This is a genomic window from Bacillus sp. SJ-10, from assembly GCF_002843505.1.
In the GTDB taxonomy this organism is placed as follows: Bacteria; Bacillota; Bacilli; order Bacillales; family Bacillaceae; genus Bacillus; species Bacillus velezensis.
Genome location: NZ_CP025258.1, coordinates 175,261 through 201,775 on the forward strand (window position 1 = coordinate 175,261; position 26,515 = coordinate 201,775).

The following is a 26,515-nucleotide window of genomic DNA, read 5'->3' on the forward strand; positions in this document are numbered from 1 at the left end:
ACCCGTGCTGCTGTTTTTTTAAACCTTTCTTTTCAAAACAATTAACGTAAAATCGTCATGAAGCTGAAAGTCCTGGAGTCTCAGCAGGCTGTCGTAAATATTTTTGACCATATCCTGCGCGGAGCAGTCCATATGTTCTTCCAGCATGCGCTGAATGTCGCTGCGTTCTAAGAAACCGTTTTCGGTACGGCATTCGGTGACGCCGTCAGAAAAAAGAACGATCATGTCTCCTTCGTCCATGTGCTGTTCATATTGGCTGTAATCAAAATCCTGAGAAATTCCCAGCACCAATCCTTTTGCCTCCAGATCATAAAACTTTTTTTCTTTTTCAGAGTAGTAGAAGCCCGGTTCATGCCCCGCAGAAGCATATGTAAATTGGTGATTTTTCGTATTGTAGTTTGCGTAAAACATGGTGATAAACATGCTTGAGTCCACGTTCTGTTCTACAACGCGGTTAAGATTTTTCAGCACTTGGGAGGGGTGAATGCCGGTCTCCGGAAGAGAGTCCATGGCATACTTGATCATCGACATGCACAATGCGGCGGGTATTCCTTTTCCGATGACATCGGCTATCGCGATGTTAATCGATTCCTTGTCTTTGACAAAGTGATAATAATCCCCGCTCATCTGTTTGGCGGGGACGCTGATTGCCCCGATATCCAGATCTTCTTCTTCAGGAATTTTTGTGCCAAGCAGCGTCTGCTGAACATTTGCGGCAATTTCAATTTCTGAACGAAGCTCCTGCTGGATATCTCTCAGACTTTGATGTTCCTGATAAGCCATCCCGTAGCCAATCATGACTTCTATTAAAAAATCCAGCGAATGAAAAACATCTTCCGGCAGATCCGGATACAGTTCCTTTACTACTTTTCGGTGGATGCTGATGATCTCCTCCGGAGGAACCTGATGTTCAATCGTTTTTCGGCTGAATTTTTGGGCTTGATATAAAGATGTTTCTGTTAATTCGGCTATATATCGGCTAAGCAGCTGATGATACCGCTGCTCTATAACCTCCCTGAAATCCACGTTCTAACCTCCTACCGAAGCCATTTCACGGCTTGAATCTCTGTTCCTTCCTCTGCAACAGATTGCAGGCTGAATTCGTCCATCAGCCTTTTGACGCCCGGAAGTCCCGCTCCCAGTCCGCCTGACGTTGAAAAGCCGTCTTCCATCACTTTACGGATGTCGGGGATTCCGGGTCCTTTGTCTTCTGCTATAATTTTAAGGCCTTTTTTCCCTCTGTCGTTTACTTGTTCTATGCTGACCTGGCCCTTGCCTGCATATAAGTAAATGTTTCTGGCCAATTCTGAGATAGCCGTCGTGATTCTGGCCTGGTCCACCGTGCCGAAGCCTAATTCCTTCGCAACGTTGCGGCCAAGCTGTCTGGCGGCTACGATATCCCATTCTGTCATGATTTTCACACAGGATTGGTCGTTCATCGCTATTCCCCCAATTCCCGCTTCAATGTCTCAAGCCCTTGCTCTAAATCGAGCGCTGTTTCGATTTCCTCAAGTGAGATTCCGAGTTCAATCAATGTGACCGCCACAGCCGGCTGAATTCCCGTCAATACGACATTTGCGCCCATCAATTTAGACATGGTGATGACATCGCCGAGCACTTTCGCGATAAATGAATCGATCATGTCAACGGATGTCAGGTCAATGACGACCCCGTTTGCGCCGGTTTCATAGATTTTGTTCAGCAGATCTTCTTGAAAATGCAAAGCTGTCTGGTCGTCAAGTTCCCATTGGATGGATACCAATAAGCAGTTATACAGTTTCAGGATCGGGATTTTTGGATGTCTCACAATGTTATTCCCCCAATGAAACGATTTTTCGATTTGTCATTTCAAGCGCTGTTTGAATTCCTTTTTGAAGGGTATTCTTCGTAATAACCTGCGACAAATCAATTCCCAGATTAACGATCGTCTGCGCAATCTCCGGACGGATTCCGACGAGCAGGCATTTCGCGCCGACAAGCCGCACCGCTTCTGATGCCTGAATAATATGGTGCGCCACCATCGTATCAACGACCGGCACGCCCGTGATATCAATTAATACAACCTGTGAACGGTGCTTTACGACGCCGTTTAACAGATTTTCCATAATGTGCTTTGCACGCTCCGTATCAATCGTCCCGACAAGCGGCATGACCGTTACATGCTCAAATACCGGGATCAGCGGAGCCGACAATTCCTGAAGCGCGATTTTTTGCAAAGTAACCGTTTTTTCCCAGGAGATAGAATACTGATTTAAAATTTCCGTGTTGATCGGATTGAAAAAGCTGTCTATTTCCAAAATCAAATCTGCTCTGTCCTGATCGGCCATATTAAGGTCGACCATCGTTTCGTAAAGCAGTTTCCAAAACTCTGACAGAGTAGCTGAAAGAAGTTTCAGTGACAGACCGAGCTGAACGGCGCGCAGTGCGAGCTCACTGATCTGCTCTTCCGTAGCCTCGTCATTTTTAGTCGATAATAAAAGAATGTCTATATAGTCTTTACAAATATTTTCACATATGTGATTCGTAAGCTGATAGTCTTCCTGATTGCCTACTTCTTTTAGTTTGGCTGTCCAAGTATCAAGCAGTTCATCATGCTGATCAATGATGAACTGATACACTTTCTGATTCGACATGGGTTTCACTGACCTCCCGACACAAAACAACAAATTTTGTTTGATTATCTCTTTATTATAGCGCTTATGTTTTTCGAAAACAAAAAAAGTTGCTCTATATGAGCAACCAAAATATGACTAAAAATCAATGAGTGCCAAACTGATTTGCAGGGCTTCATCAACCTTATCCATCATTTCATCATCCAGATGAGTTATTTTATCCGTTAATCTTTGCTTGTCAATCGTCCGAATTTGCTCCAGCAAAATAACGGAATCTCTTTCAAAACCGTAGCGTTTTGCATCAATTTCGACGTGGGTTGGTAATTTCGCTTTCTGTATTTGGGCTGTTATGGCTGCAACAATAGCAGTCGGGCTAAAGCGATTTCCGATATCATTTTGGATCACTAAAACCGGGCGTACGCCGCCTTGCTCTGAGCCAACAACAGGAGATAAATCAGCAAAATAAACATCGCCGCGCTTTACAATCAAAATGATTATCCTCCGCTGACTAAGCGCTCAACGGTCGTTTCTGCTTCGCACTCAGCATAGTGAGCCTCAGAAGAGATATTCAAGTTGATTTTCGCCATTTCCATATACCCGCGTCTCATCAAATCACGGTTATGGCGAGTTGTCCGTTCGCTGACATACGCTCTCACTGCTTGTGATATCAGTTCGTTTCTGCTTCGTTTCTCCCGCATCGCTACACCATCCAATTCAGCTACTAAGTTTTCGGGCAAGCTGATTTTCATTTCGGTTCTTGCGCTGGATTCAGACAAAAAACATACACCTCCACCAAACTTACGGATACGACCAATTCATCCATCCAGACATAATGATACCATTATTCAAACGTCAAGCAAAGCTGTTTTATAAATTCTCTTTTTCCGGATGACGGCTACTTGCTTGTATTATCTTGCAGTAAAGGATTTCTTACTTCCATTATACTCTCATTTTCCAAAAACATACGGGGAACGCGGGAACTAATGGTACAAGGGACCTCGTAATTAATCGTCCCAAGCCGCCCGGCGATTTCATCCATCGTGATCGTTTCTCCCTTCTGGCTGCCGATCAGGGTGACTTTGGTGCCCGGCGGATAAGATTGATCTAATTCGACCATCAATTGATCCATGCAGATTCTTCCCGCGATGTTCATCCGTTTGCCGCCGATCAGCACAGACGTGCCGCTCAGCTTGCGGAGCCACCCGTCTGCATAGCCGATGGGAACCGTTCCGATCCATTGATCCTTCTCTGCCGTATATGTTGCGCCGTAGCTGACGCTTTCCCCTTTGCGGATCTTTTTCACATGGGATAAAACAGAGTGCAGCGCAAAAGCCGGTTTTAATTGAAACGGAATTTCGCTTTGGATGTCAGCAGAAGGACGAAGCCCGTACATACTGATGCCGAAACGAACCGCGTTAAAAAAGCCTTTTTTAAGACGAAGTCCGGCAGCGCTGTTCGCGCAGTGCACCATCAATTCTTTTAAAGGAAGCGGAGCGATCAATTTTTTAAAGCGGTCAAACTGGAAGAGGAAATAATCTCTGTTTTTCTCATCCGCGGTAGCAAAATGGGTGAATACGCCTTTACAGACTAAACCGGGATTTTGACCGAGGATTTTTAACACACTTTGGATTTCTTCCTCCGTTTTGACTCCGAGTCTGTTCATGCCGGTGTCGACTTTCAGGTGGAACGGCACTGTTGCACTTCCGAGGTGGCGCGCGGCTTCCTGAAGCCATTCAACAGAATATCCCGTGAGTGTTACGTCATACTCGGCAGCTGCTTGTACATATTCGGGCGGCACGGCGCCAAGCACGAGAATCGGCGCTGTAATGCCCCGTTTTCTCAATGAAATCGCTTCATCCAGTATGGCTACGGCAAGACAAGAGGCACCCGCTTCAAGCGCGGCTTTCCCAACTTCCAAATCTCCGTGGCCGTAAGCGTTCGCCTTTACAACCGCCATGAGATGGACGTTTTGCCCGATGTGTTTTTTCATATGCGTGACATTTTCTTTAATCGCGGACAGGTTGATTTCCGCCCACGTTTCTCTGTAAAAGGATGCTGTGTTCATTCGATACACTTCCTAGCATTATTTTCAATTCATATTTTTATTATCATACTAAAATTATTCTGTAAAGTGAAATGGAATCAAAAAAGAGACCGACAGCGGCGGCCTCTTTTTTGACGTTATTTTGACGACTGTCCCTGCATGCTTTTGGCGGCGGCCACCATTTCATCTTTTGTCAGATCCTGTGATGACAGAAGATAATCCACTCCGTCATATGTCCACGTTAAAGACGTATCAGACAATGCGGCCACCGTGAAGCCGAGATTAACCGGTTCGCCATTCAGCGTGACGGCAGAGGCGGCTTTTGCGATATGGGCTTTTTCTTGAATAAGGGTGAAGGATTTTTCTCCGCCGTAAGTCATGACGATTCGTTTGCCGTCCGCCGTTGAAATATCTTTCTCTTCAAGTTTTTTGACGCCGGCCGGCACTTGAAGCGGTGTTTTGACCGCAAATGAATCAGACGGCTTGGCGCTTGTGGCGACGTCCATCTGGGAAAGCGTCATATTTTTCTTCTCGTCAAAAGAGTCTTTATCAAACGGTTTGTTGAATTCAAAGCTTTTGAATTCGACTTTTACCATCACTTTCCGGTCTGTATCCATCACTTTAACGAGCGACGGGCTCATGTCCTTTTTGTTGAAAGTGATTTCCTGAGTCGGCAGCATTTTGTTGTGCTGATAGTTTGTTTTTGTTTCAAACGTGTACTTTTTATCTTTGGCGGAATAGACGGCGTCTTTGTCATGCTGCACGTCCTTTACAAGTGACTCAAACAAATATACTTGGCTGCTGTTATTCGGCCAGTCGCTTTGGAATCTGAAGCTCTTATTTAAAGACGGCGTGAGGACAAAGACTCCGTTGGCGTTCCGTAAAATGACTTGGTTTTGGTCTTTTTTCGGATTTTCCAAATAGACCCGGTACAGGGAAGGTTTTTTATGCCAGATTTCCACATTGTATACTTGCGGATCACTCCCCGTTTCGATGGTCATTTTGGCTTTCGCTTTGTACGAGGTGTATTCTTTCGCCTTCTTATCTAAACCGTTCACGATATCTTCCTGTGATTTTTGGCCGCAGGCCGAAAGAATAAGGACGGCAAGCAGTCCCGTTAAAAGCAAAACAAAGCTTTTTCTCACCTTTTTTCAACCCCTTCTTCTCAATTGATGTAAAGGGAAGAAATCGCTTGTTTGACTTTAACGGTACGCCCTGAGCGGACGGACGCGTACCATAAAAGCCTCAAACAACTTGTCTCCCTTAATGCACTATCAAATATATGAAGGGGTTCCGGCTAATATGCAGACTAGCGTGACAACCTTTCAATCACGACCTGTGCCGCGGCGTATTCTTTTGTATGGGTAATGGAGACGTGAACCGCCGCACCGTCAAGCTTGGCGCAGGTCAGCACTGGTTTTCCCGCCGTGTCGTTTCCGGTTTCAATATCCTGAAAGCTGAGCTCTTTGCCGATACCTGTGCCGTATGCTTTCGAAAAGGCTTCTTTTGCCGCAAATCTTCCCGCGAGAAATTCAATTTTCCTTTTGTCCGACAGCAATGTAAAACGGGCGTATTCAGCCTCCGTCAATATTCTTTGCGGAAACCTCGCCTGCCGGCTGAGCATGTTTTCAATTCTGTGCAGTTCAACGATGTCGATTCCGATTCCGAAAATCATGTGAATTCCTCCTAAAAGTCCGTACTAAAAAACGGTTAATGTCATAAACGTGTTACTATATATGTAACAAATCAGATGCAAAGGGGCTTGCGATGTTTATACGAACGGAAAATTTCCAGACTTTTATCAGACGTTATCCGGCCGTCAGCTGTATTTTGGCGCTGCAGGCGTTCTTGTGGCTGTTTTTCAGTATGCCGCTTCATTCCGTCATGATGTGGTCAGATGCTGTGACCGGCTATAATTACGGCGTTTCCTCGGGAGAATGGTGGCGGCTGGTGACACCGATGTTTTTACACGCGAATTTCACTCACCTTTTGTTTAACTCCATGTCTCTCTTTTTATTCGCGCCCCCGCTTGAGCAGATGCTCGGAAAAGTCCGTTTTCTGATTGTGTACATCGCATCGGGCATTATCGGCAATATCGGCACGTATCTTGCCGAACCGCTTGATTATGTGCATGTCGGCGCATCCGGCGCGATCTTCGGACTTTTCGGCGTGTATGTGTTTCTGACTGTTTTCCGCAAGGAGCTGATCGGCCGGGATCAGTCGAAAATGATTATGACCCTGCTTATCATCGCGGTGCTGTCGACGTTTATCAACTCTAATATTAACATTATGGCGCATTTGTTCGGACTGGCAGGCGGATTTTTGCTTTCCTTTTTATGCGTGCAGCAAAAAAAGCGGCGGTATTAACCGTCCGCTTTTTCATATGAATACCAGCGCCCGATGCGTTCGGCATCTTCCTCGCTGACATCCTTCAGCATGACATGCTCCATGTGGTGAGCTGATTTCACTGCGGTAGCCACAGATGCGAGCCGCCTTCTTTTTTGCAGAAAGGAGCGGCTGACTTCAAACATCTGCATTCTTCTTCTCAGCATAATCGTGGTCGTCTTCCCGATCAGCCTCGTGGTGATCTGAAGCCTGCCGCCGTTTATGCACCATGACGCTGTCCTAAACGAGGCATATCCTAGCACCAGTTCGACAGGAAGCACGAGGAGCGATGCATATCCCCACGGCTTAAACAGAATACAAAGCGGGATGATCACGAAAACCGAGAAGATTATGGATCGGAATAAATACCGGCGCAGCGCCCTTTTCGGCAAATGATTCCGGTTTTCTTCCAGCACGTAATCCGGTGTGAAACCGTTCAGCATCACTCCGAGCTTTGATTTGCGGATGATCGGAAACAGAATCGTCTGTGCTCCTTCTTTCTCATTCCCCGCACTGCCGGCGCTGACAATCGCAACCGTCGCGTATCCGAATAATTGCCTGATCACATTTTCTTTCATTTTAATGGCTTGGATTTTACGGAGCGGGATTGTCACTTGATGCTTTTCAATAATTCCTCTGGTAATGACCAATTCGTGTTCCTTTTTTTCTATTTTAAAGTTGGCATGCTTGATCATCATACCGGCGATGCTTAACAGCCAGGCGATGAACAATCCTATGAAAATGATCACGGCGTATATGCCGATGCTCGCATGCTTGAGAAAGGAAAACCTGTCATAGAGCCAGTCCATCGGAAGTACTTCATCAATCTGAGAAAAGAGGGCGAATACCGCTGAGATGATGACACCGATTCCCCCGGATGTTGAGGCGGCCATAAGCAGCTCACCTACAGACAGGCGGTAAACGGATTGCACATCTTCCCCGCGCATCGGTTCCTGCTCCGCTGCGGTCTCCCCTCGTTCTTCTTGCTCCGCTTTTTGCTGAAAAACAGCCGCTCTGATCCGTTCCGCCTCTTCCACAGTAATGGCGGATAAGACGGCTTCAGCGTTTTTCCCGTCGCCGGCCGTTTCGATTTGAAGCTTAACAAGCTTAAAAAGCTGCTGAATGATGCCGGCACTCGTATTCATTGATTGAATCCGGTCAATGGAGATGTATCTCTTTTTCGTAAAAAACAAGCCTTCTTCAATTCTGAATTCTCCGTCCTCAATCCGGTATGTAAATTTTCTCCACTCAATCACACTAGCCGTAATCAGCCAGATAAGCAGGACGGCGAGCGCAATGCCTCCGTAAAAGCGGATGAAGTGGTTGGAGTTTACAATATAGACGAGAAAAAATGGCAGAATAATGTTTTTAATGGTTTCGATAATAATATGGAATAAGTTCAAAATCACGGCCGCCGGATGCAGACGTTTCGGCTCAGACATCATCTTCCGTCACCCTTGCCAGACGGGAAATGGAATCCCTCAGCCGGTCAGCTTCCTCCATATCAAGCGCCGGAATGGAATGAACGGTTGCCGCCGTGGAGATTTTGACTGAGGCCAGACGGTACTTTCTGAGGAGCGGGCCTTGTGAAGTATCTACGTGCTGCACCCTCACCATCGGCACAATGACCCGTTTGACAATAAAAATGCCGGATTGAATATCAATTTCATTTTCATGGACTTCATAGCGCCAGATCCTGTGCCTGATTTTCGGTATGGCATAGACGGATATTACTGAACCGATAACCCAAATGATGCCGAGGACTCCGGTGATCCAATACGGCCAATGGAAGAAATGGCTTAAAACAGCTGCTGCTATAACGGCCAGAAGACAGAAGGCGGACAGGATGATTTCCTGAAGACGCCAGACTTTTAAGCCGCTTGGACTGATTCGATTTTTTGGCTGTGCTCTCAACATACCTACCTCCCATTTTTTATCATACATACAAATACGGCTGATTTGCAAAAAAGATTCACTTTCCGGCATATCAAAAAAAAAGCGGACCCCGTAAAAGGGTCCGCTTCCTGTGTTTTAGTATGATTTTTTCTGGCGTCTGTCACCTGAAGAACGGCGGTCGCTTGAGCGTTTTTTATCGTAGGAAGAACGGTTGTTGTTTTTCCCTTTGCCGCCGCGGTAGCCGCCGCCTTGGCCGTCTCTGCGCTTAGAAGTACGCTGGTTTTTATAGCGTTTGCTGACCATAGGCGCTTCATCAGTGAGGCGTACAGGCGTGCTGTCCGGCTCTTTTGTCGCCATTTTAATGGCTGCAGCCACAACTGTCACTGCATCATGATCTTCTAACAATTCCGCAGCTGCCGTCATGTAGAAGTTCAGGTTGTTTTCGCTGATCGCCGTGCGCAGACGGTCAACCGTCACCTGCTGCTGTCCTTCTAATGCTTCGTCAAGCGTCGGCTCTTTCATGCGGTCCATTTTGCGTTTTGTCGTTTGTTCAATCGCGCGAAGCATGCTTTTCTCACGCGGTGTGATAAACGTCATCGCCATACCCGTTTTTCCTGCACGGCCCGTTCTTCCGATACGGTGAACGTAACTTTCAGGATCTTGAGGCACGTCAAAGTTGTAAACGTGGGTAACGCCTGAGATATCAAGTCCGCGGGCGGCAACGTCAGTCGCTACAAGCACTTCGATCGCACCTTCTTTAAACTTGCGAAGCGCAACCATACGTTTCGCCTGCGTTAAGTCGCCGTGAATTCCTTCAGCCGCATATCCGCGAAGGTTCAGGGCTTCAGCAAGCTCATCGACACGGCGTTTCGTACGTCCGAATACGATCGCAAGTTCCGGAGACTGAATGTCAAGAAGACGAGTCAGCGTATCGAATTTTTTGCGCTCCTGCACTTCCAAGTAGAACTGCTGAATGTTGGACACAGTCATTTCTTTCGCTTTTACTTTTACGTGTTTCGGCTCAGTCATGAAACGCTCTGCGATCCGTTTGATCGGCGCAGGCATTGTTGCTGAGAATAAGAGCGTTTGGTGGTCGCTCGGCACGTTTGAGAGAATGGATTCAATGTCATCAATGAATCCCATGTTCAGCATTTCATCAGCCTCATCCATGACAACCGTGTTCACGTTGTTTAAACGGATCGTGCGGCGGTTGATATGGTCAAGAAGACGCCCCGGCGTACCTACGATGATATGCGGGTTTTTCTTCAATGCGCGGATCTGACGTCCGATATCCTGGCCGCCGTAAATAGGCAGTACTTTCGCACGCTTATCTTGTCCGATTTTATATAACTCTTCAGATACTTGAATGGCTAATTCACGGGTTGGCGCGATTACGATTGCTTGAATATTAGGAGACTCGGGGTTCATTTTTTCAACAAGGGGTATACCGAACGCAGCTGTTTTACCTGTACCTGTTTGCGCTTGTCCGATGACATCTTTATTTAAAAGTCCGAGCGGAATCGTTTGTGCCTGGATCGGTGTTGCTTCTTCAAATCCCATACGATTGATTGATTTCATGAGATCAGAACTTAATTGGAAATCTTGAAACGTTATAGTCAAATTATTCAAACTCCTTCTGATTGCTGTTTCAGTAATGTCGTGATTTACCACTAAAAACCGCCCTTTCATCCAAAGGACAGGATCATACGTATACAAAGCCCGAATTACTTTACGTTTAATCTTACCATTACACTATGTGTTTTTCAATAAGGCGAGATGGTCAGGCGGCCGGAAGCGGCCTGACCGGATTCTTCCCGCGAACGGGGCCGGACCCCGCGCCGGACGGGATTTCCCAGCCGGCGGTCTTTCTTTTTCATACGGACAGAATTATTTCACCCTGAATTAGTTTCTTCATTTTTGTATATTTTTATGATGCTGATCATTATTTTTTCAGTGCTTCTCTAATAAATCTTTAACGATTTCTTCGAGCTTCATACCTCTCGATGCTTTAAACAGAAGGAGATCGCCGGAAGCGGCCATATCCTGTATGGCGTGAAGCAGTTCTTTTTTGTCAAGATAATGGCTGACGCGCCCTTCTTCAAAATGCCGGCGCGCTCCGTCAGCGATGAATGCGCCGAGTGTGCCGTAAGTAAATACATGGTCGATTTCCGCCGGATTGACCGCAGCTCCGCATTCTTCGTGGAATGCTTTTTCTTCATCACCAAGTTCAAGCATATCACCGAGCACGAGCATTTTCTTCCGATAGCCTTTCATCGTTTCGATTAATTCGACCGCCGCTTTCATTGACGTCGGGCTCGCATTATATGCGTCGTTTACGATCGAGATGCCGTTGTCCGTTTTGACCAGTTCCAATCTCATCCCCGTCACCTTCAGGCGGCTCAGTCCCAGAGCGGCATTTTCCGGCGTAATGCCGAAATAGATGCCGGCGGCGTATGCGGCCATGGCATTCATGACATTATGTCTGCCGAGAACGGGAATAAAGAAAGAACGGCCGATCCCGTCGATATTAAAGTACGTGCCTTCTTCCGCCTGTTTTATTTCTTTCAGGCGGAGATCATTGTCCGCGCCTGCGCCGTATGTCGTTGTCCGGCAAGTGTACGTCTTTTCGCGAAGCAGCGGCTCATCCCCGAAATAAAACAGAACGCCGTCTTCCCGAAGTCCGTTTATAATTTCAAGTTTTGCCTCCGCAATTCCTTCTCTTGAGCCTAAATCCTGCATGTGGGATTCGCCGATATTGGTAATGACGGCAGCTTCCGGTTCAGCAAGACGGCTCAGAAAATCAATTTCGCCTCTCGCGCTCATTCCCATTTCTAAAACGGCGATTTCTGTATCTTCAGGCATGGCAAGCACGGTCAGCGGCAGGCCGATATGGTTGTTGAAATTGCCGGCGGTTTTGTGAACGCGGTACTGCGTGCCGAGAACGGCGTGAAGCATGTCTTTCGTTGTCGTTTTTCCGTTGCTCCCGGTCACACCGATAACCCGTGTGCCGAGCTCTTTCAAATAAGCTTTTGCCAATGTTTGCAGCGCCTCCAGCGTGTCATCGACCAGGATGACAGCACGCTCTTCCGGCGGATTCGGTTCAGAGCGGTCCCACAACACCGCGGAAACGCCTTTTTCAAATGCTTGCGGCACAAAGGTGTGGCCGTTAAAATGCTCGCCTTTTAAAGGAATGAACAGCTGATTTTTTTCCAAAGTCCGCGTATCGGTTGCGGCGCCCTCAATCATTGTTTGTTCAAATACGGGATTTGTCAGTGTGCCTTTGACCATATCTGCGATTCGTTTTACAGTTCGCTTTATCAAAGGTGGCACCTCGCTTTCTGAAAATGTTGTCTGTTACGGGAAAAGACACTGCCCCTTCAGGCAGTGTCCGTCTTCATTAAAATGTATGTTTAATCAGCTGTTTTTCGGCATGGCGTTCTTTTGCCAGCTCAACCAGCTGTTCGATCAGATCACTGTAATCTACGCCTGCTTCTTTCCAAAGCAGCGGGAACATGCTGAATGGCGTAAAGCCCGGCATTGTGTTCACTTCGTTAATGAGCACTTGACCGTCATTGGTCAGGAAGAAATCGGCGCGGACAAGGCCTGATCCGTCAATCGCTTTGAAGGCTTTAATCGCCATCTCGCTGATTTCCGCATATTGTTCATCCGTCACTTGCGCGGGAATCATTAAATCCGTGTCGCCGTCTTCATATTTCGCCTTGTAATCGTAAAAGTCGGTTTTCGGCGCGATTTCACCGACGGCGGAGCATTTCGGTTCGTCATTTCCGAGTACGCCGATTTCGATTTCTCTGCCGGCGATTCCTTCTTCCACCACAATTTTCCGGTCATACTCAAAAGCCAGTTCGAAGGCTTTTTCAAGCTCTTCACGGTTTCTGCATTTGCTGATTCCGACGCTTGATCCGAGGTTCGCCGGTTTGACGAAGCATGGATACCCAAGCTCCTCTTCAACCTGCTGTAAGCAGCTGTCCGGCGTCTGTTTCCAGTCCTTTTTTAAGAAAGCGGCATACTTCGCCTGCGGAAGCCCCGCTTGAGCGAACAAATGCTTCATGATGACTTTATCCATGCCGGCTGATGATGCAAGCACCCCGTTGCCGACATAAGGAACGTTCAGCAATTCCAGCAGACCCTGAATGGTGCCGTCTTCACCGTTCGGTCCGTGGAGAAGCGGAAATACGACATCGATCGGCGCCTTTTCGTCAGGCGACGCTTCAGGAAACATTTCCCGGTTCAATGCTGATAGAGCGAAACTTTCACCGTTTTGTTCCAGCTGAAGCATTTTCACGTTGGAAACCGGCTCAGTCAGCAGCGGGCCTCTTTGCCATTCTCCTTTTTCAGTGATGTAAATCGGATGTATATCAAACTTCTCAGTATTAAGCGCTTTTGTTACAGCTAATGCTGTCTGCAGCGATACATTGTGTTCGGCTGACTTTCCGCCGTACACCAATCCTAGACTTGTTTTCAATGGATATTCCCCCCACAACAATTCATCTTTACTATCTTATCACTTTCCTCAGAAAATGATCTAATTATTTTTGGGCATTCTGAATATGAAAGCATTTGTATGTAATTCCTTTTTATTTTATATTAAAATGGCATGGAAAAGGAGATGTGTCATATGAAAAAAATCAGTACAACAGAACAATTTAATGAACTTATTCAATCCGACAAGGAAATCATCGTGAAATTTTTCGCTGACTGGTGCCCTGACTGCACGCGCATGAATATGTTCATCGGCGATATTTTGGAAGAATATAATCAAAATGATTGGTATGAGCTGAACAGAGACGAGCTCCCTGAGCTTGCCGACAAATATCAGGTAATGGGCATACCGAGCCTTCTGATCTTTAAAAACGGCGAAAAGAAAGCGCATCTTCACAGCGCAAACGCGAAAACGCCCGAAGAAGTCACAGAATTTTTATCACAGCATATTTAATTCGTTTCACGATCTTTGTTTATGACTTCAGGCTCTACATGAACATGGACATGAGTCACATCATGTTCATGTTTTATTGCATATTCGACCTCATCGGCTACTTCGTGGCCTTCTTTCACAGACAGTCCCGGATCTACCGTAATGACCATTTCCACATGAACCGTGCTCCCCAAATACCTTGCTTTCACATCCTTCAGCCTGCTGACCTCTTTTATTTCTTTCACTGTGTGTTTATACGGCTCCAAATCTTTCAGATCAAATCCGTCCGTCAATGAGTGGGATGCATCTTTGAAGATGTCCCATGCCGTCTTACAGATGATGATTCCGATCAGAAAAGCAATAACCGGATCAATCCACGGCAGATGAAGCCGGGCCGTTAAGACGCCTATAAACGCCCCAATACTGACATAGGCGTCAGAACGGCTGTCTTTCGCCGCCGCATGAAGGGCAGAACTTTTAACCCGATCCGCAAGTCGGCTGTTATATACATACATGCCGTACATTACAATCGCGCTTCCGAGCGCCGTCCATGCCGCAATGAAGCTCGGCTCGGCCTCCGTTCCGCTGACAATCGCCTTTGCTCCTCCGATCAGCACTTCAATACCGACCGCCATCATAATAAAAGACGCAATTAATGAAGAAATTGTTTCAGCCCGATAATGTCCGTAAGCATGATCACTGTCCGCGGGGCGCTGGGAAATCCGGAGCCCGATCAGCACAGCCAGTGATGCGACAATATCCGTGGCATTATTTAACCCGTCCGCTCTGAGCGCTTCGGAATGATAAATAAGACCGATCACCAGTTTGACGGCGGCAAGGATGAGGTACGCGGCGATATTAAGAATCGCGCCTTTTTCGCCCCGTTTTAAGTTTGCCGTTTGATCATTCATGTAAGGACTCCTCCATTCTCATTCATAGTATGGATGGAAAAGCGGAAAAATAGCAGCTTTGATCTGACAGAAACACAATCAATTCGACAGCATTATTCCCCGGGAAACTTTTTGTCGAAAAATTGGCGGTATTTTTCCTTTACATATGAATATGCCCATTGTATACTTTCATTAACTGATAATGATTCTCAATATCATTTGATTAGGAGGGTAATCATGAGGTCTTCTCCTCAGCTCAGATCATCAGTTGAAGGACGAAAAAAACATCTGATCCATTTGCTGATCAATAACGGAATATACAAAAAGTCGGAACGGCATTTATATGAATTATCGCTCGGAGAATTAGAAAGCGAATACAAATATGTAAGGAAGGTGCGGGCTCATGGCGAAACGTAAAATAAAAACATACGAACAGCTGATAAAAGAAAACAAGGCGGCCATTATGAATAATCAAAAGCTGATGAATGTGATCTATGACAGAATTGACCGCAAGCATCAAAAACTGCTCCGGCACAACAGCCATACATAAAAAGAGCCTTTTTCAGGCTCTTTTTTTATTGCTCAAAGGCTTCCGCCGCTAATTTGCCGATGACCGCATCGTCCATCGGCGGATTGTGAAGGCCGGCCCGGGCATCCCGATAATACCGCTGAAGCGGATTATTTCGCTCCAGGCTTTTTGCGCCGGTGATTCTCATTGCTTTATCAACAACAGAAAGGACGGCATTTGTCACAATATGTTTTGCGGCGCCGAGCTCGCTTTTGATGAAAGGGCGGCGTTTCGGGTCATCATACATTTGCGCCGCCGTGAAGAGAAACTGTCTCGCTTTTAACAATTCAAGCTCCATTTCCCCGACACGCTGCCCAACGGCCGGCACGTCTTTAATCGGTCCGTTCAGGCTGTTCGGCGAATATTCGGATGCAAACTGGACGGCATAGTCCCTTGCCGCTTGAGCGATACCCAGATAAGCAGCGGGAATGTGAAGCAGCCAGCCATTCACTTTCGCCGCTCTCGGCCCGCTGATAAGCTCCACAAGCCGCTCATCACTGACCGTGACATGATCTAAAAGGAGATCATGGCTTCCGGTCGCCTTCATGGCAATCATATCCCATGTTTCTTCGACTGAAACGCCTGCCTGATCTTTATGAATGAGAAAAACACCGGTCGTTTGTTTTTCTTCAATCCATGCCGTCACAAGCATATAATCCAAAGTCAGCGAAAGGGTTGTAAAGGTTTTTCGGCCGTTCAGCACCCATTTTCCGTCTTTTTTGACAGCGGAGGTGCCGGGTCTTCCTCCCCTCGTCGGACTGCCGGTCTGCCGTTCCGTCGCTGCCCTGTTCAGGACAGCTCCCTTTTTCACCTCTTCTGTGATAAATGAAAAGACACCTTCATCCCAGCTGTTTCCTTCTCCGAGCTCACCCATGACGGATAAATGCCAGCCGATTCCGAGAGCAACGGCCGCGTCTCCCCGCGCCAGCCGTTCCTGAAACAGCACCATATCATAAACGGAAATGCCTGCACCGCCGAATGCCTCAGGTACCGTTAACGCCGTATATCCCGCGTCGCGCAGTCTTTGAATTTTCTCCGCGGGAAAACGGCCCGCCTCATCATCAAGCGCGGCTGTTTTTTGAAATTCGTCTGCAAGCAGGCCGATTTTTTCCACCCATTCCCTCTGCCGTTCATTCTGTATCCATAAAGACACTGGAATCCCCCCATTATAATTCCGATAAAGTTAATAAGTATTATAGAGATTCAAGTCTCGTTTCGCAACTGTGAGGCTGTACAAAAAAACACGCTATTCCATGGAATAGCGCGTTCAGACTGCTTCCGGGCCGCGGTCCTGCTTGAGCCCGAGATAAATCAGCATATATGTGAGATAACCCATCGTCATCACAAGCCCGCCAAAGAAAAAGCTTGAAAAAATCGGCTCTTCAAACGCGGTAACCGCCGCAAGCACGATCCAGCTTGCATACAGGTAGATGATGAAATAACGGAATCCCGACTTCATTTTATATAAGAGAAACAGCCCCACTGTAGAAAACAAACCCAGCGCAAGCCTGAAATAAACAAGATGTTCGAATTGGAACATGAATGACACAAAGGAAAAACCAAGCAATAACACAATCGGTAATGCGGTAATAAAATTTCTCAAGTGAGCACCTCCGTCATTACCTTTATTATAAATCAAAATAGCATAAATTATTGATTTATCGTGATCTTTTTCACAAAAATGTCATTCCTTTACTTTATACCCGAACATCGCGTTTGCAAAAGCTCCACCAAGCGACGGCTAAGAAGAATACGATATGGATAATGATAATGCCTGCGGAAAATAACGGCGTCATTCCCGCAAACAGCGGTTTCGCCCCGCTCATATATTGCGTCAGGTCAGTATTTGCGAACAGCAGAAAACTTCCCCATTTGTTTTGGAAGAGCGACATAATCGTCACGAGTGATTTTGCGCCGTACAGCACGATAAATGACAAAATGACGGCCGTTGCGCTGTTTCGGAATACAGAAGAACACAATAAGCCAAAGCATGCCATCGCAAACGCCTCGACCCAGTTCGTGCCGATTACTTTCAGGGTGTTCATCAGAAGCGTCCCTGATTCAGATGTCACCGACACGCCGAAGAAAGCCATGCCGAACAGCAGAGACAGAATATAGTACGCCGCATACAGGTACAAGCTGACCAAAAATACGGTAATGAGTTTAGATACAAAAATCCGCTCCCGCTTTACCGGGCGGATTAACAGAAATTTGATCGTTTTCTTATCAAATTCAGCGGAAATGATCGTTGCCGCGATCACGATCGTTAATGCCTCAAGCAGAATATTCAGCCCGGGCGCGTACGCCATATAGCCGATGAAATTCTCATCCGTTCCGGAACTGATGACAAGCCGTTTAATGACAAGCGCCATAATAAATTGGAGAACGGCCATCAGAATCAGCGCCACTAATGAGACTTTTCGGTTAAAGAGTTTCATATGCTCATTCGCTGTCAATTTAAACATTCGTCTCCCCCTCCTCTTGAAGCGCCGTCGTCACTTTCATGAATTCATCCTCCAGCGATTCCGCATACGGCATGATGGAATACACGAGAAAGTCTTGTCCGACGAGCGCACGGTTTAATGCCGGGATGTCCTTCTTCGCTACGGTGACGGTAATGCCCCCGCCGTTTTTCTCCGGAGCAAATTGCTGTTGGGACAGCCATTCGAATGCTTCGTCAGCCGGCTGAATGTCGAGGACGGCTTTTTCTTCTTTTTCCTCAGCGCCGCGCAGAACAACCTCTGTTTTGATCTCACCTTTTTGAATGATGATGACACGGTCGCAAAGGTCCTCCACTTCACGCAATAAATGCGTCGCAAAAAGGATGCTCGTCCCTTCAAGCTCCGCGAGTTCCTTTAAGTGATCGCGGAAATCCTTCATTCCGCCGGGATCAAGCCCGTTTGTCGGTTCATCTAAAATGAGCAGATTCGGACGGTGAAGAATGGCCTGTGCAATCCCGAGACGCTGACGCATACCAAGGGAATACGTTTTAACTTTGTCATGAACGGCATTTGTGAGCCCGACCCGCTCGATGACTTCCTGAAGCCTGTCCTCTTTGATGTTTTTGTGCATGTTGGCAAAGTGCTTCAGATTCTCCCACCCCGTCAGGTATGGGTAGAATTCAGGATTTTCCACGATCGCTCCGACGGATTCAAGCGCTTTTTCGAAATCAGCATCGTGCTGAAAGCCGTTAATTGTAATCGTGCCGCTGTTTTTCTTTAAAAGACCGACGATGATTCGGATAAGTGTGGTTTTTCCCGACCCGTTCGGACCGAGCAAACCGATGATCTCGCCCTGCCTGACATCCATGCTGATGTTTTTTAAAATGTGCTTCTTGCCTATTGTTTTGTCAAGGCCTTCAATATGTAAAATCGGCTCAGTCATACAGCCTTCCTCCTTTTTCACAAAAAATAAACAGTGCCCGTACATAGGCACTGTCTGCATTATAACATTAGTCATATATTCGTGAAGAGCCGGAGCCGACGTTATGTCTTATCCGGGACCGGTCCGTTTTTTTCCTTCTCTTCATTATTGACGACATCCAGAATATCAAGCAGGAACACAAAAATCGGAATTCCGATAATCAAGCCCCAAATGCCGAAGAAATGTTCCGAGAAAATCAGAACCGTAAAGGTAAAAAAGATCGGCAGTTCCGTTTTCGCTGACATCAGTTTCGGATTAAGGAAGTACGTCTCAATCGCATGGATGACGAAAATGACCAGCACGATGTAGATGACATACGCAGCGCCGCCCGTCGTATACGCGATGATGCTGAGCGGAATGAGCGAAATCACCACACCCGCCACGGGAATGAGCCCGAGGAAAAAGACCATGATTGACAGGCCGAACAGCTGCGGAAAATGCAGAATCGCCAATGCGATCAAGGTGAGGATACAGTTCACCAGCGCGATAATAAATTGGGCTTCAAGCACTTTGCCGAATGTTCTCGCAAATTTGCTGCCGAAAAAAGCAAGTTCGTAGTAAAAAACAGACAGCTTGCTGTGCTGAAATTTTTTCATAAACTCCGTGAGCCGCTTTTTCTCGAACAGGAAAAACATGCTGAGAATCAGTGACATCACGACCTGCAAACCGAAAGTGCTGATATCGGCCAAGTATGTATACAGTACATTAAAACCTTCTTTTACATAGGAACCGATATTGATATCGCCGAACACGCTCGATATCTCATCATAAAACGGAATGACATCGGGATGATACGCGATGTGCTTGATCTGCTTAATCAGCTGTTCAATCTGCTTGGCAACAATCGGGTAAAAGACAAAGCCTCCGACAGTCGCCCCGACAGCCAGCGCAATATATAAAACGGTGATGACCACCCTCTGGCTGATCCGGAAAAAATGGTTCAACACGTGCCGGATGACAGTCTCCAGCCGATCCATCAGAAAAGTAAAAATAAACGTAAGCAAAATCAAATTAATCATACTTCGGAATACAACTAACACCCCAGTCAAAACAAGAAAAACCGAAAAACGTCTGACACCCGGATGCTGAAAAAATTTAAAAATAGCCGCCATTTATACACTCCTGCTAGGACAAAAAGCCCTTAGATTTCATCTTTCACTCTCTAATTGTAAATTATATAACAAAATGACGCTAAGGTCTTTGTCCACCTCCTAATAAATTTAAACAAATTTATCTTTTTTACTCATGGCGGCCGAAAAAAAGAACGGCATGCCCGATGCATGCCGTTCCTTTCCTTTTATACCGCCGTTTTCATTTCTTTTACGGCCTGTGTGCTTTTCACTTCGTCAAACTCATTTTCGCTCTTGGCTACGATGATGGTGGCGATTCCGTTTCCGATCAGGTTGACGATCGCCCTTCCTTCACTCATAAAGCGGTCGACGCCGAGGAGCAGCGCCAGCCCCTCCAGCGGAATAACCTGAAGCGCCGATAAAGTGGAGGCGAGCACGATAAATCCGCTTCCGGTTACGCCCGCCGCGCCTTTTGATGTCAGCATCAGCACGAGAATGATCGTAACCTGCTGGCCGATGGTAAGGTCAACGCCGAACACCTGCGCCAGAAAAACCGTCGCCATGGAAAGATAAATCGAGGTGCCGTCCAGGTTAAAAGAATATCCCGTCGGAATGACAAGGCCGACAACCGATTTGGAACAGCCGTAGCGCTCCATTTTATCCATCATCCGCGGAAGGACGGACTCAGAAGAGCTTGTGCCGAGAACGATGAGCAGTTCATCTTTAATAAAACGGAGATAGTTCCACAAGCTGAAACCGAATAGTTTGCAAATGATATTCAAAGCGACAAATACAAACAGGAACATCGTAACGTACACAGACAGCATCAGACTCGCCAGCGGCTTGATGGAATCAAGGCCGAAGTGCCCGATCGTATAGGCCATGGCCCCGAATGCGCCGATCGGCGCCGCGCGCATGATGTAGCCGATGATTTTGAAAAAAACATGCGACAGTTTATCAAAGAAATCAATAATGCTTTTGCCTCTTTCACCGAGCGCCGCCAAGCCGACACCGAATAAAACAGAAAAGAATAAGACCTGAAGAATGTCGCCTTTTGCGAAAGCGTCAACCATATTTGACGGAACGATGTGAGTGATAAATTCAATCCAGTCAATCCCCTGTCCCCCGTTTTGCGTATACTGAGAGACATCCCCTTTTTCAAGCTTGCTGTAATCAAGCCCCTCACCGGGTTTCATGATATTGACGACCAGAAGTCCGATAATAAGGGCGATGGTGGTCACGACTTCAAAATAAATAAATGCTTTTCCCCCGACTTTGCCGACTTTTTTCATGTCTCCCATCTTGGCGATGCCAAGCACGATCGTCAGGAATATGATCGGTGCGATAATCATTTTTACCGCATTGATAAATGTATCGCCGAGCGGCTTCATCTGCTTCCCGGCCTCAGGCCAAACGAGTCCGACAATGACGCCGATGATCACCGCCGTGATGACCTGCACCGTAAGATTTTTAAAAATTTTCATCCCTGCTCCCCCTTGCTTCTCGCTGCGTCTATACGAAAATGATAGCGTTTTCAAACGAAGATGGGAAGCTTATGATCATAACGGACATTTTGGTCTTTTTGGTCTCGGCTAGCGGACGAATTTGTAGCGGTTAACCGGCCGGCCCACTCCCCCGTATTGAATGTCGAGCTTAATCTGGCCGTCTTTCTCAAGAAAATCAAGATAACGCCGCGCCGTCACCCTGGCGATTCCGAGCGCTTTGGCGGCTTCTTCAGCTGAAAGCGGCTCCGTCTGCTGTTTCATATAGGTCAAAATTTCATTCATCGTAAAATGATTTAACCCCTTCGGCAGATCCCGGGACGGATTTTGCGGAATTTTAAGCAGCATGTCAAGCTGCTCTTGCGACATGGTGTCATGCTCTTCAATTTTCCGTTTATATTGTTTATAGTTTTCGAGCGCCTGTCTCATCCGCTCCAGCTTAAACGGCTTCAAAATATAGTCGGCCGCACCGTTTTGCAGCATAAGCTGGATTGTTTCTTTGTCTTTTGCGGCCGAGACGATGATGACGTCCACTTCGAGCTTTTGTTTTCTGATTTCCTGGAGCGTTTTAATTCCGTCTTTTTTCGGCATATATACGTCTAATACCACGAGCCCGGGCCGCAGATCTTTAATAAGCCTGATTCCCTCGTCTCCGTCAGCGGCTGTGGCGATGACGCTGAACCCCGAAACACCGGTGATAAATTCTTTATTCACCTCCTGCACCATCGGATCATCTTCAATAAGCAGCACCTTGATGTCCATCGAATGATTCCTCCCCCTTCATCGGAAATAAAATAGAAAATGCCGTTCCCTGTCCCTGCCGTGTGTCGACTTCAATAACGCCCATCCCTTTGTCGACGATTTGTTTGACGAGGTACAAGCCGTATCCCGTTCCTCCCGTTTTATTGACGGTAAACCCTTTTTCATAAAGGCGCGGGATGTGCTGATCGGAAATCCCGCTTCCGTTGTCTTCTATTAATATAGCAAGCACTTCATCATTTTGCTCGATACTGATGTCAATATGTTTGTCCTCCGTGTCCGCTGTTTCGAATGCGCCGAACGCATTTTCAATTAAATTGCCGAGCAGGACGACAATGTCATGCTGGTCGACATGCTCCGGAAATGCCGAGAAACTGCTGTTTTCATCAATTTTCACAGAAATGCCAAGCTCTTTTCCTCTTTTGATTTTGCTTAACAGCAGCCCCGCCGCAGCGTCATTCTGAATGGCCTGATGAAGAAAATCGGTGACGCTTTCTTGTTCTGATGATTCCTTAAAAGCAAGCTGGAGCGCTTTTTCTGATTTTCCGAGCTGAATGAGTCCCGCGATGGTGTGAAGCTTGTTCATATGTTCATGATTTTGGACTCTGAGCGCATCGACAAAATTTTTCACACCTGTCAGTTCTTCCGCCATTTTCGCCGCTTCCGTCCTGTCCTGAAAAATGGCGACGGCTCCGATGACCTTCTTTTTCATGACGATCGGAATTCTGCTGCTCATGATCACCTTTCCGCTGACTTGGATTTCTTCATTATATACGGCTCGGTTCCGCTCGACGATCTCAGGGAGCCGCGAATCTTTTAACACGTCCCAGATCAGCCTGCCATCGGTCTCTTGTCTTACATTGAATATCTGCTTCGCTTTTTCATTAAAAATGGTGATGTGATGCTGATTATCGATCGCGATGACGCCCTCATTCATCGAATGAAACGTAGCGGTCCGTTCCTCATACATTCTCACGATCTCATGGGGCTCCAGCCAAAACATCTGTTTTTTGATGTGGCGGGCCAGCAAAAAGGAGCCGGCCAGTCCGAACCCTAGCGCCAGCAGAACGATAAACAGTATTTCATGTTTCAGCTGAAGAAGAATTTCACCGAATCCGGGCAGCGTTTTACCGGCCAGAACGACGCCGATCTGATTCAAATCCCGGTCTTTGATGGGATAAAAAGCGCGAACGGCGGTGCCGATCTCTCCCTTTGCTTCGGAAAAATAAATGTGCTCGGCGAACGCCGCGGCTTCGTCCTCACCCCTTGAACGCTTTCCGATCATTGTGCTGACGGGATGTGAATAGCGGATATGATCCATATCCATAACGACGATGTAGTCCGCTTCATTGATGATCCTTATTTCTTCGACCGCATGGCGCACGTCTTCCCTTTGTTTTTTCTGCTCGAGGGCGCGTTTGACATCGGTCATCTCAGATACCGTCCGCGCGGTATTCATCAGCCGTTTTTTCAGCTCGCGCTCCTCTGTATGCTGAATATTGCCGATCAGCACGATGCCGACGATCAAAAAGGTAAAAAGCACGACGATATACGAAAGTATGGTGATTTTCCAGCGGATGGTGAGCTTTTTTTTCGTCATTGGCCTCTTCCTTTCCGTCTCTTTACGAAAACGGCCCGCCCGATTATGCTTGTTATAGAAAATGGCGGAGGGGGTTTTCGATGAAAAGCTTGCTGACTTGTCTCAGCCTGATGGTACTCGGTATCGGAACCGCTTTATTCATCGGCTTTCATGATCGTTTCTCAACGGAAGAACCGTATTATGATGACGAACAGGAAGGCCTGAAAGATCAAATCGTTTTCAAATTCAGCCATGTCGTTGCTGAAAACACGCCAAAAGGGCGGGCGGCGAATAAGTTTGCCGACCTTGTCTATCAAAAGTCCGGCGGCACCATTAAAGTAGAGGTGTTTCCAAACGGGAGCCTCTATTCAGATAATGAAGAAATAAACGCCCTCCAAAACGGGGACGTGCAATTCATCGCTCCCTCCACCTCAAAGCTCGGATCACTGTCTCCCGAATGGGGTATTTTGGATCTGCCGTACGCGTTTACAAACTATAAAGCCGTGCAAGAAGGCCTCAACGGCAAAATCGGCACACGCCTGTTCGCTTCATTAGAAAAGCATCATTTGAAAGGACTGGCGTACTGGACGAACGGGTTTAAGCAGCTCACGTCAAATAAAGGGCCGATCTTCACTCCGGACGATTTGAAAGGACAGGCGCTCAGGATCATGCCGAGCAGCGTGATCGAAGACCAGTACCGTCTGCTCGGCGCGCACCCGCGGCAGGATTCCTTTAATTCCACGTTTCAGCTCTTGGAAAGCAATCTCGTAGACGGAGAAGAAAATACGATTTCAAATATCTATTCTAAAAAATTTTATAATGTTCAAGATTATTTGACAATCAGCAATCACGGGTACCTCGGTTATGCCGTGATGACCGACGAGCATTTCTGGAATTCGCAGACAGAAAAAACGAGAACCATCTTAACGGAGGCGATGAGAGAAACGACGGAATGGAACGAAGCCTCCGCTGAGAAAATGAATAAAGACCAGCTTGAAGAGATAAAGAAGAATTCATCCATTCATATTCATGTGCTGAGTAAAGCGGAAAAGAACACATGGATGAAACGCCTCGACCCGATTTACGGACAATATGAACAGGTGATCGGCCGCGGGCTTGTGCAGGATTTGTTATCCTTGCGCCGCGAGCCTTAGCAGGACCAATACGCCCATCTCCGTTTCATCCCTTTTCCCGCCGGGGAAGTAAATAGGGACAGATCAAAAAAGGAGATGGAGACATGTTTACACATACGAAAAAACTGCAGCATCCGGCTAAACCGGATCGTCCTGATCCGCTGTTCGCAAAAAAGATGCAGGAAATTTTAGGGGGACAATACGGGGAAATATCCGTCGCCATGCAATATTTGTTCCAAGGATGGAATACACGGGGCAATGAAAAATATAAGGATCTTCTGATGGATACCGCGACGGAAGAAATCGGCCATGTCGAAATGATCGCGACGATGATTGCGAGACTGTTAGAAGACGCCCCGCTGGCAGAGCAGGAAAAAGCGGCTGATGATCCGGTCATCGGGTCCATTTTAGGCGGCATGAATCCGCATCATGCGATCGTGTCAGGACTCGGCGCAATGCCGGAGAGCAGCACGGGCGTTCCGTGGAGCGCAGGCTATATCGTCGCAAGCGGAAACCTTCTGGCAGACTTCCGCGCCAATCTGAACGCCGAATCACAAGGAAGGCTTCAAGTCGCACGCCTGTATGAAATGACCGATGATAAAGGCGTGAAAGATATGCTCAGCTTTTTATTGGCCCGCGATACCATGCATCAAAACCAATGGCTTGCGGCCATTAAAGAATTAGAAGAACAGGAAGGTCCGATCGTTCCTTCCACATTCCCGAAGGCGCTGGAAAAACAGTCATTCTCCCATAAGCTTATTCATTTCTCAGATGGAGCAGAAAGCGCTGAACAAAATTGGCTGAAGGAAACAGCGCCGGACGGAGAACCATTCGAATACGAAAAGGAACCGAAAGCGCACGGCGAAATAGCTAAGCTGGATCCCGTCCCGCCGTATGTCCATAACACGCTTCCCGGACGCGAGTAAAGACACAAGCCCAAAACAAACTGTTTTGGGCTTTCATTATGCCTTCAGAACCGTCCAGTCCGGTTCGTATCGGATGTCCGGATGATGTAACAGCTTATAAATGACAGGTTCATCCTCTTCGTACAGCATCACTTCTATTGAAAGAATCGCAGCCTTCTGCTCGTTTTCTTCGTATATGCGGTCATGTTCGTTCTCCATAAAATCATCATAGGCCTGTCTGTTCTCCCAAACGCTGATGATCTCTGCGATGAACAGGCCGTCTGCGTTTTTCCGCCAGCCGCCGGCCTGTTTGACGAAGCCATTTACACATGATAATGCTCCCCACTGTGACTGTGCTTGCGCAAATGCTTCAGCGTTTGCAGCGTCTGTTTCACATACAATCTTTTTGATCAGCATGACCGTTCCTCTGTGATGACTGTTTTCGCATGCGCATGCTCGACACAGAGATTCACGGTTCTGACGTAAGAGCGGGTGCGGTGAATCGTGCCTTTCGGGATGAGCAGGCTGTCATTTGCTTTGAGCACTGCGGTTTCTTTGTCCTTAAAATCAATCAGCAGCTCCCCTTCCAGAACGATGAACCATTCATCTGAGTCAGGGTGATGGTGCCAGTCATATTCTCCCGTAAACACTGCGAGGCGCACACAGTGGTCATTGATCTCCGCGATTGAAAAATTGTCGTGTTTTTCTTTGACTTTATTGGCGATAGCGAGCAAATTCAGCATGTCAGACACGAGTGAAAAACCCCTTTTTCATTTAATTGTATCGCAACGGCGGCTCAGATCAAGATTTTCCCAA

The 26,515-nt window shown here is 47.1% G+C and carries 31 protein-coding genes; 6 read left to right on the forward strand and 25 right to left on the reverse strand.

Annotated elements, in window-relative coordinates; all coding sequences use genetic code 11:
* Positions 1 to 18 precede the first annotated feature (18 nt).
* The 9 genes from CXL14_RS00955 to acpS form a co-directional block, all read right to left on the reverse strand.
* Complete coding sequence (locus tag CXL14_RS00955) at positions 19 to 1,026, reverse strand: PP2C family protein-serine/threonine phosphatase (RefSeq protein WP_007609589.1); 1,008 nt, start codon at positions 1,024 to 1,026, stop codon at positions 19 to 21.
* Between the two features lie 11 nt (positions 1,027 to 1,037).
* The gene (locus tag CXL14_RS00960; RefSeq protein ID WP_003156178.1) at positions 1,038 to 1,439 is read right to left on the reverse strand and encodes an anti-sigma regulatory factor; all 402 of its coding nucleotides are present in this window, start codon (positions 1,437 to 1,439) and stop codon (positions 1,038 to 1,040) included.
* A gap of 2 nt (positions 1,440 to 1,441) precedes the next feature.
* Positions 1,442 to 1,807, reverse strand: a complete 366-nt coding sequence (gene rsbS, locus CXL14_RS00965; protein WP_007609584.1) for an RsbT antagonist protein RsbS — start codon at positions 1,805 to 1,807, stop codon at positions 1,442 to 1,444.
* 4 nt (positions 1,808 to 1,811) lie between these two features.
* Positions 1,812 to 2,633, reverse strand: coding sequence for an STAS domain-containing protein (locus CXL14_RS00970; protein ID WP_003156182.1), 822 nt, complete (start codon positions 2,631 to 2,633; stop codon positions 1,812 to 1,814).
* A 117-nt stretch (positions 2,634 to 2,750) separates the two neighbouring features.
* Entirely contained in the window at positions 2,751 to 3,101 is a 351-nt protein-coding gene (gene ndoA, locus CXL14_RS00975) for a type II toxin-antitoxin system endoribonuclease NdoA (RefSeq protein ID WP_003156187.1), read from the reverse strand.
* A 5-nt stretch (positions 3,102 to 3,106) separates the two neighbouring features.
* A complete protein-coding gene (gene endB / locus CXL14_RS00980; protein ID WP_003156188.1) occupies positions 3,107 to 3,388 on the reverse strand; it encodes a type II toxin-antitoxin system antitoxin EndoAI in 282 nt (93 codons plus the stop codon).
* 119 nt (positions 3,389 to 3,507) lie between these two features.
* Positions 3,508 to 4,677 (reverse strand): alanine racemase, encoded by a 1,170-nt coding sequence (alr, locus tag CXL14_RS00985; RefSeq protein ID WP_053285486.1) that lies wholly within the window; start codon positions 4,675 to 4,677, stop codon positions 3,508 to 3,510.
* A gap of 116 nt (positions 4,678 to 4,793) precedes the next feature.
* Positions 4,794 to 5,801, reverse strand: a complete 1,008-nt coding sequence (locus CXL14_RS00990; RefSeq protein ID WP_021495080.1) for a LolA family protein — start codon at positions 5,799 to 5,801, stop codon at positions 4,794 to 4,796.
* 164 nt (positions 5,802 to 5,965) lie between these two features.
* Positions 5,966 to 6,331 carry a holo-ACP synthase gene (acpS, locus tag CXL14_RS00995; RefSeq protein WP_014304402.1) on the reverse strand — a complete coding sequence of 122 codons (366 nt, stop codon included), beginning with the start codon at positions 6,329 to 6,331 and terminating at the stop codon, positions 5,966 to 5,968.
* Between the two features lie 92 nt (positions 6,332 to 6,423).
* Between acpS and CXL14_RS01000 the strand changes: the two genes are divergently transcribed.
* Positions 6,424 to 7,023, forward strand: coding sequence for a rhomboid family intramembrane serine protease (locus CXL14_RS01000; RefSeq protein ID WP_003156193.1), 600 nt, complete (start codon positions 6,424 to 6,426; stop codon positions 7,021 to 7,023).
* On the opposite strand, the gene CXL14_RS01005 is transcribed toward CXL14_RS01000, so the two are convergent.
* The 5 genes from CXL14_RS01005 to CXL14_RS01025 form a co-directional block, all read right to left on the reverse strand.
* Positions 7,020 to 8,486 carry a PH domain-containing protein gene (locus CXL14_RS01005; RefSeq protein WP_021495081.1) on the reverse strand — a complete coding sequence of 489 codons (1,467 nt, stop codon included), beginning with the start codon at positions 8,484 to 8,486 and terminating at the stop codon, positions 7,020 to 7,022. The genes CXL14_RS01000 and CXL14_RS01005 overlap by 4 nt on opposite strands.
* Positions 8,476 to 8,955: a PH domain-containing protein gene (locus CXL14_RS01010; protein WP_025649968.1), complete on the reverse strand. Its 480-nt coding sequence runs from the start codon at positions 8,953 to 8,955 to the stop codon at positions 8,476 to 8,478. Before CXL14_RS01010 ends, CXL14_RS01005 begins: the two co-directional genes overlap by 11 nt.
* Positions 8,956 to 9,072: 117 nt before the next feature.
* Positions 9,073 to 10,557, reverse strand: a complete 1,485-nt coding sequence (cshA, locus tag CXL14_RS01015) for a degradosome RNA helicase CshA (RefSeq protein WP_157830844.1) — start codon at positions 10,555 to 10,557, stop codon at positions 9,073 to 9,075.
* Between the two features lie 330 nt (positions 10,558 to 10,887).
* Positions 10,888 to 12,258, reverse strand: coding sequence for a UDP-N-acetylmuramoyl-tripeptide--D-alanyl-D-alanine ligase (locus CXL14_RS01020; protein ID WP_053285485.1), 1,371 nt, complete (start codon positions 12,256 to 12,258; stop codon positions 10,888 to 10,890).
* Between the two features lie 76 nt (positions 12,259 to 12,334).
* Entirely contained in the window at positions 12,335 to 13,420 is a 1,086-nt protein-coding gene (locus tag CXL14_RS01025) for a D-alanine--D-alanine ligase (protein WP_003156199.1), read from the reverse strand.
* A 153-nt stretch (positions 13,421 to 13,573) separates the two neighbouring features.
* Here CXL14_RS01025 and CXL14_RS01030 point away from each other — a divergent pair, with 153 nt between their 5' ends.
* Positions 13,574 to 13,891, forward strand: a complete 318-nt coding sequence (locus CXL14_RS01030) for a thioredoxin family protein (protein WP_003156200.1) — start codon at positions 13,574 to 13,576, stop codon at positions 13,889 to 13,891.
* Here the strand turns inward: CXL14_RS01030 and CXL14_RS01035 are convergent.
* Positions 13,888 to 14,781 carry a cation diffusion facilitator family transporter gene (locus CXL14_RS01035; RefSeq protein ID WP_007410221.1) on the reverse strand — a complete coding sequence of 298 codons (894 nt, stop codon included), beginning with the start codon at positions 14,779 to 14,781 and terminating at the stop codon, positions 13,888 to 13,890. The genes CXL14_RS01030 and CXL14_RS01035 overlap by 4 nt on opposite strands.
* A 216-nt stretch (positions 14,782 to 14,997) precedes the next feature.
* Between CXL14_RS01035 and CXL14_RS01040 the strand changes: the two genes are divergently transcribed.
* Together CXL14_RS01040 and fbpB are read left to right on the forward strand one after the other, a co-directional pair.
* Positions 14,998 to 15,177, forward strand: a complete 180-nt coding sequence (locus tag CXL14_RS01040) for a Fur-regulated basic protein FbpA (RefSeq protein WP_003156203.1) — start codon at positions 14,998 to 15,000, stop codon at positions 15,175 to 15,177.
* Positions 15,164 to 15,310, forward strand: coding sequence for a Fur-regulated basic protein FbpB (fbpB, locus tag CXL14_RS01045; RefSeq protein WP_003156206.1), 147 nt, complete (start codon positions 15,164 to 15,166; stop codon positions 15,308 to 15,310). Before CXL14_RS01040 ends, fbpB begins: the two co-directional genes overlap by 14 nt.
* 25 nt (positions 15,311 to 15,335) lie before the next feature.
* On the opposite strand, the gene CXL14_RS01050 is transcribed toward fbpB, so the two are convergent.
* The 8 genes from CXL14_RS01050 to CXL14_RS01085 all read right to left on the reverse strand — a co-directional run bounded on the left by CXL14_RS01050 (position 15,336) and on the right by CXL14_RS01085 (position 23,682).
* Entirely contained in the window at positions 15,336 to 16,481 is a 1,146-nt protein-coding gene (locus tag CXL14_RS01050; RefSeq protein ID WP_021495083.1) for an acyl-CoA dehydrogenase family protein, read from the reverse strand.
* Positions 16,482 to 16,595: 114 nt separating this feature from the next.
* Positions 16,596 to 16,931 carry a hypothetical protein gene (locus CXL14_RS01055; protein ID WP_007410218.1) on the reverse strand — a complete coding sequence of 112 codons (336 nt, stop codon included), beginning with the start codon at positions 16,929 to 16,931 and terminating at the stop codon, positions 16,596 to 16,598.
* A gap of 94 nt (positions 16,932 to 17,025) precedes the next feature.
* On the reverse strand, positions 17,026 to 17,793 hold the full coding sequence (locus tag CXL14_RS01060) for an ABC transporter permease (RefSeq protein WP_007410217.1): 768 nt from the start codon (positions 17,791 to 17,793) through the stop codon (positions 17,026 to 17,028).
* Positions 17,786 to 18,712, reverse strand: a complete 927-nt coding sequence (locus CXL14_RS01065; RefSeq protein ID WP_012116860.1) for an ABC transporter ATP-binding protein — start codon at positions 18,710 to 18,712, stop codon at positions 17,786 to 17,788. Before CXL14_RS01065 ends, CXL14_RS01060 begins: the two co-directional genes overlap by 8 nt.
* Before the next feature lie 101 nt (positions 18,713 to 18,813).
* Positions 18,814 to 19,863: an AI-2E family transporter gene (locus CXL14_RS01070; RefSeq protein WP_053285484.1), complete on the reverse strand. Its 1,050-nt coding sequence runs from the start codon at positions 19,861 to 19,863 to the stop codon at positions 18,814 to 18,816.
* A gap of 185 nt (positions 19,864 to 20,048) precedes the next feature.
* Complete coding sequence (gene dctP, locus CXL14_RS01075) at positions 20,049 to 21,305, reverse strand: C4-dicarboxylate transporter DctP (RefSeq protein WP_007410214.1); 1,257 nt, start codon at positions 21,303 to 21,305, stop codon at positions 20,049 to 20,051.
* 108 nt (positions 21,306 to 21,413) lie between these two features.
* On the reverse strand, positions 21,414 to 22,085 hold the full coding sequence (locus CXL14_RS01080; RefSeq protein ID WP_003156219.1) for a two-component system response regulator DctR: 672 nt from the start codon (positions 22,083 to 22,085) through the stop codon (positions 21,414 to 21,416).
* Complete coding sequence (locus CXL14_RS01085) at positions 22,060 to 23,682, reverse strand: two-component system sensor histidine kinase DctS (protein ID WP_021495084.1); 1,623 nt, start codon at positions 23,680 to 23,682, stop codon at positions 22,060 to 22,062. The genes CXL14_RS01080 and CXL14_RS01085 overlap by 26 nt, the downstream gene beginning before the upstream one ends.
* 80 nt (positions 23,683 to 23,762) lie before the next feature.
* Here CXL14_RS01085 and CXL14_RS01090 point away from each other — a divergent pair, with 80 nt between their 5' ends.
* Both CXL14_RS01090 and CXL14_RS01095 read left to right on the forward strand, forming a co-directional pair.
* Positions 23,763 to 24,815, forward strand: coding sequence for a TRAP transporter substrate-binding protein (locus tag CXL14_RS01090; protein ID WP_101287636.1), 1,053 nt, complete (start codon positions 23,763 to 23,765; stop codon positions 24,813 to 24,815).
* 83 nt (positions 24,816 to 24,898) lie between these two features.
* A complete protein-coding gene (locus tag CXL14_RS01095; protein WP_014416954.1) occupies positions 24,899 to 25,720 on the forward strand; it encodes a manganese catalase in 822 nt (273 codons plus the stop codon).
* Positions 25,721 to 25,756: 36 nt separating this feature from the next.
* On the opposite strand, the gene CXL14_RS01100 is transcribed toward CXL14_RS01095, so the two are convergent.
* The gene (locus tag CXL14_RS01100) at positions 25,757 to 26,116 is read right to left on the reverse strand and encodes a DUF4937 domain-containing protein (protein ID WP_095284645.1); all 360 of its coding nucleotides are present in this window, start codon (positions 26,114 to 26,116) and stop codon (positions 25,757 to 25,759) included.
* The gene (locus tag CXL14_RS01105; protein ID WP_017419234.1) at positions 26,110 to 26,451 is read right to left on the reverse strand and encodes a cupin domain-containing protein; all 342 of its coding nucleotides are present in this window, start codon (positions 26,449 to 26,451) and stop codon (positions 26,110 to 26,112) included. The genes CXL14_RS01100 and CXL14_RS01105 overlap by 7 nt, the downstream gene beginning before the upstream one ends.
* Positions 26,452 to 26,515 lie beyond the last annotated feature (64 nt).

What these genes read in the sequence shown, in the direction of transcription:
- CXL14_RS01095 (WP_014416954.1), top strand. Translation starts at nt 24,899, where the DNA reads ATGTTTACACATACGAAAAAACTGCAGCATCCGGCTAAACCGGATCGT.
- CXL14_RS01070 (WP_053285484.1), bottom strand. Translation starts at nt 19,863, where the DNA reads ATGGCGGCTATTTTTAAATTTTTTCAGCATCCGGGTGTCAGACGTTTT.
- fbpB (WP_003156206.1), top strand. Translation starts at nt 15,164, where the DNA reads ATGGCGAAACGTAAAATAAAAACATACGAACAGCTGATAAAAGAAAAC.
- CXL14_RS01080 (WP_003156219.1), bottom strand. Translation starts at nt 22,085, where the DNA reads ATGGACATCAAGGTGCTGCTTATTGAAGATGATCCGATGGTGCAGGAG.
- CXL14_RS00960 (WP_003156178.1), bottom strand. Translation starts at nt 1,439, where the DNA reads ATGAACGACCAATCCTGTGTGAAAATCATGACAGAATGGGATATCGTA.
- CXL14_RS00970 (WP_003156182.1), bottom strand. Translation starts at nt 2,633, where the DNA reads ATGTCGAATCAGAAAGTGTATCAGTTCATCATTGATCAGCATGATGAA.
- CXL14_RS01005 (WP_021495081.1), bottom strand. Translation starts at nt 8,486, where the DNA reads ATGATGTCTGAGCCGAAACGTCTGCATCCGGCGGCCGTGATTTTGAAC.
- alr (WP_053285486.1), bottom strand. Translation starts at nt 4,677, where the DNA reads ATGAACACAGCATCCTTTTACAGAGAAACGTGGGCGGAAATCAACCTG.
- dctP (WP_007410214.1), bottom strand. Translation starts at nt 21,305, where the DNA reads ATGAAAATTTTTAAAAATCTTACGGTGCAGGTCATCACGGCGGTGATC.
- CXL14_RS01065 (WP_012116860.1), bottom strand. Translation starts at nt 18,712, where the DNA reads ATGACTGAGCCGATTTTACATATTGAAGGCCTTGACAAAACAATAGGC.
- CXL14_RS01000 (WP_003156193.1), top strand. Translation starts at nt 6,424, where the DNA reads ATGTTTATACGAACGGAAAATTTCCAGACTTTTATCAGACGTTATCCG.
- acpS (WP_014304402.1), bottom strand. Translation starts at nt 6,331, where the DNA reads ATGATTTTCGGAATCGGAATCGACATCGTTGAACTGCACAGAATTGAA.
- CXL14_RS01090 (WP_101287636.1), top strand. Translation starts at nt 23,763, where the DNA reads ATGAAAAGCTTGCTGACTTGTCTCAGCCTGATGGTACTCGGTATCGGA.
- CXL14_RS01060 (WP_007410217.1), bottom strand. Translation starts at nt 17,793, where the DNA reads ATGTTTAAATTGACAGCGAATGAGCATATGAAACTCTTTAACCGAAAA.
- CXL14_RS01035 (WP_007410221.1), bottom strand. Translation starts at nt 14,781, where the DNA reads ATGAATGATCAAACGGCAAACTTAAAACGGGGCGAAAAAGGCGCGATT.
- CXL14_RS01040 (WP_003156203.1), top strand. Translation starts at nt 14,998, where the DNA reads ATGAGGTCTTCTCCTCAGCTCAGATCATCAGTTGAAGGACGAAAAAAA.
- CXL14_RS01030 (WP_003156200.1), top strand. Translation starts at nt 13,574, where the DNA reads ATGAAAAAAATCAGTACAACAGAACAATTTAATGAACTTATTCAATCC.
- CXL14_RS01100 (WP_095284645.1), bottom strand. Translation starts at nt 26,116, where the DNA reads ATGCTGATCAAAAAGATTGTATGTGAAACAGACGCTGCAAACGCTGAA.
- CXL14_RS01085 (WP_021495084.1), bottom strand. Translation starts at nt 23,682, where the DNA reads ATGACGAAAAAAAAGCTCACCATCCGCTGGAAAATCACCATACTTTCG.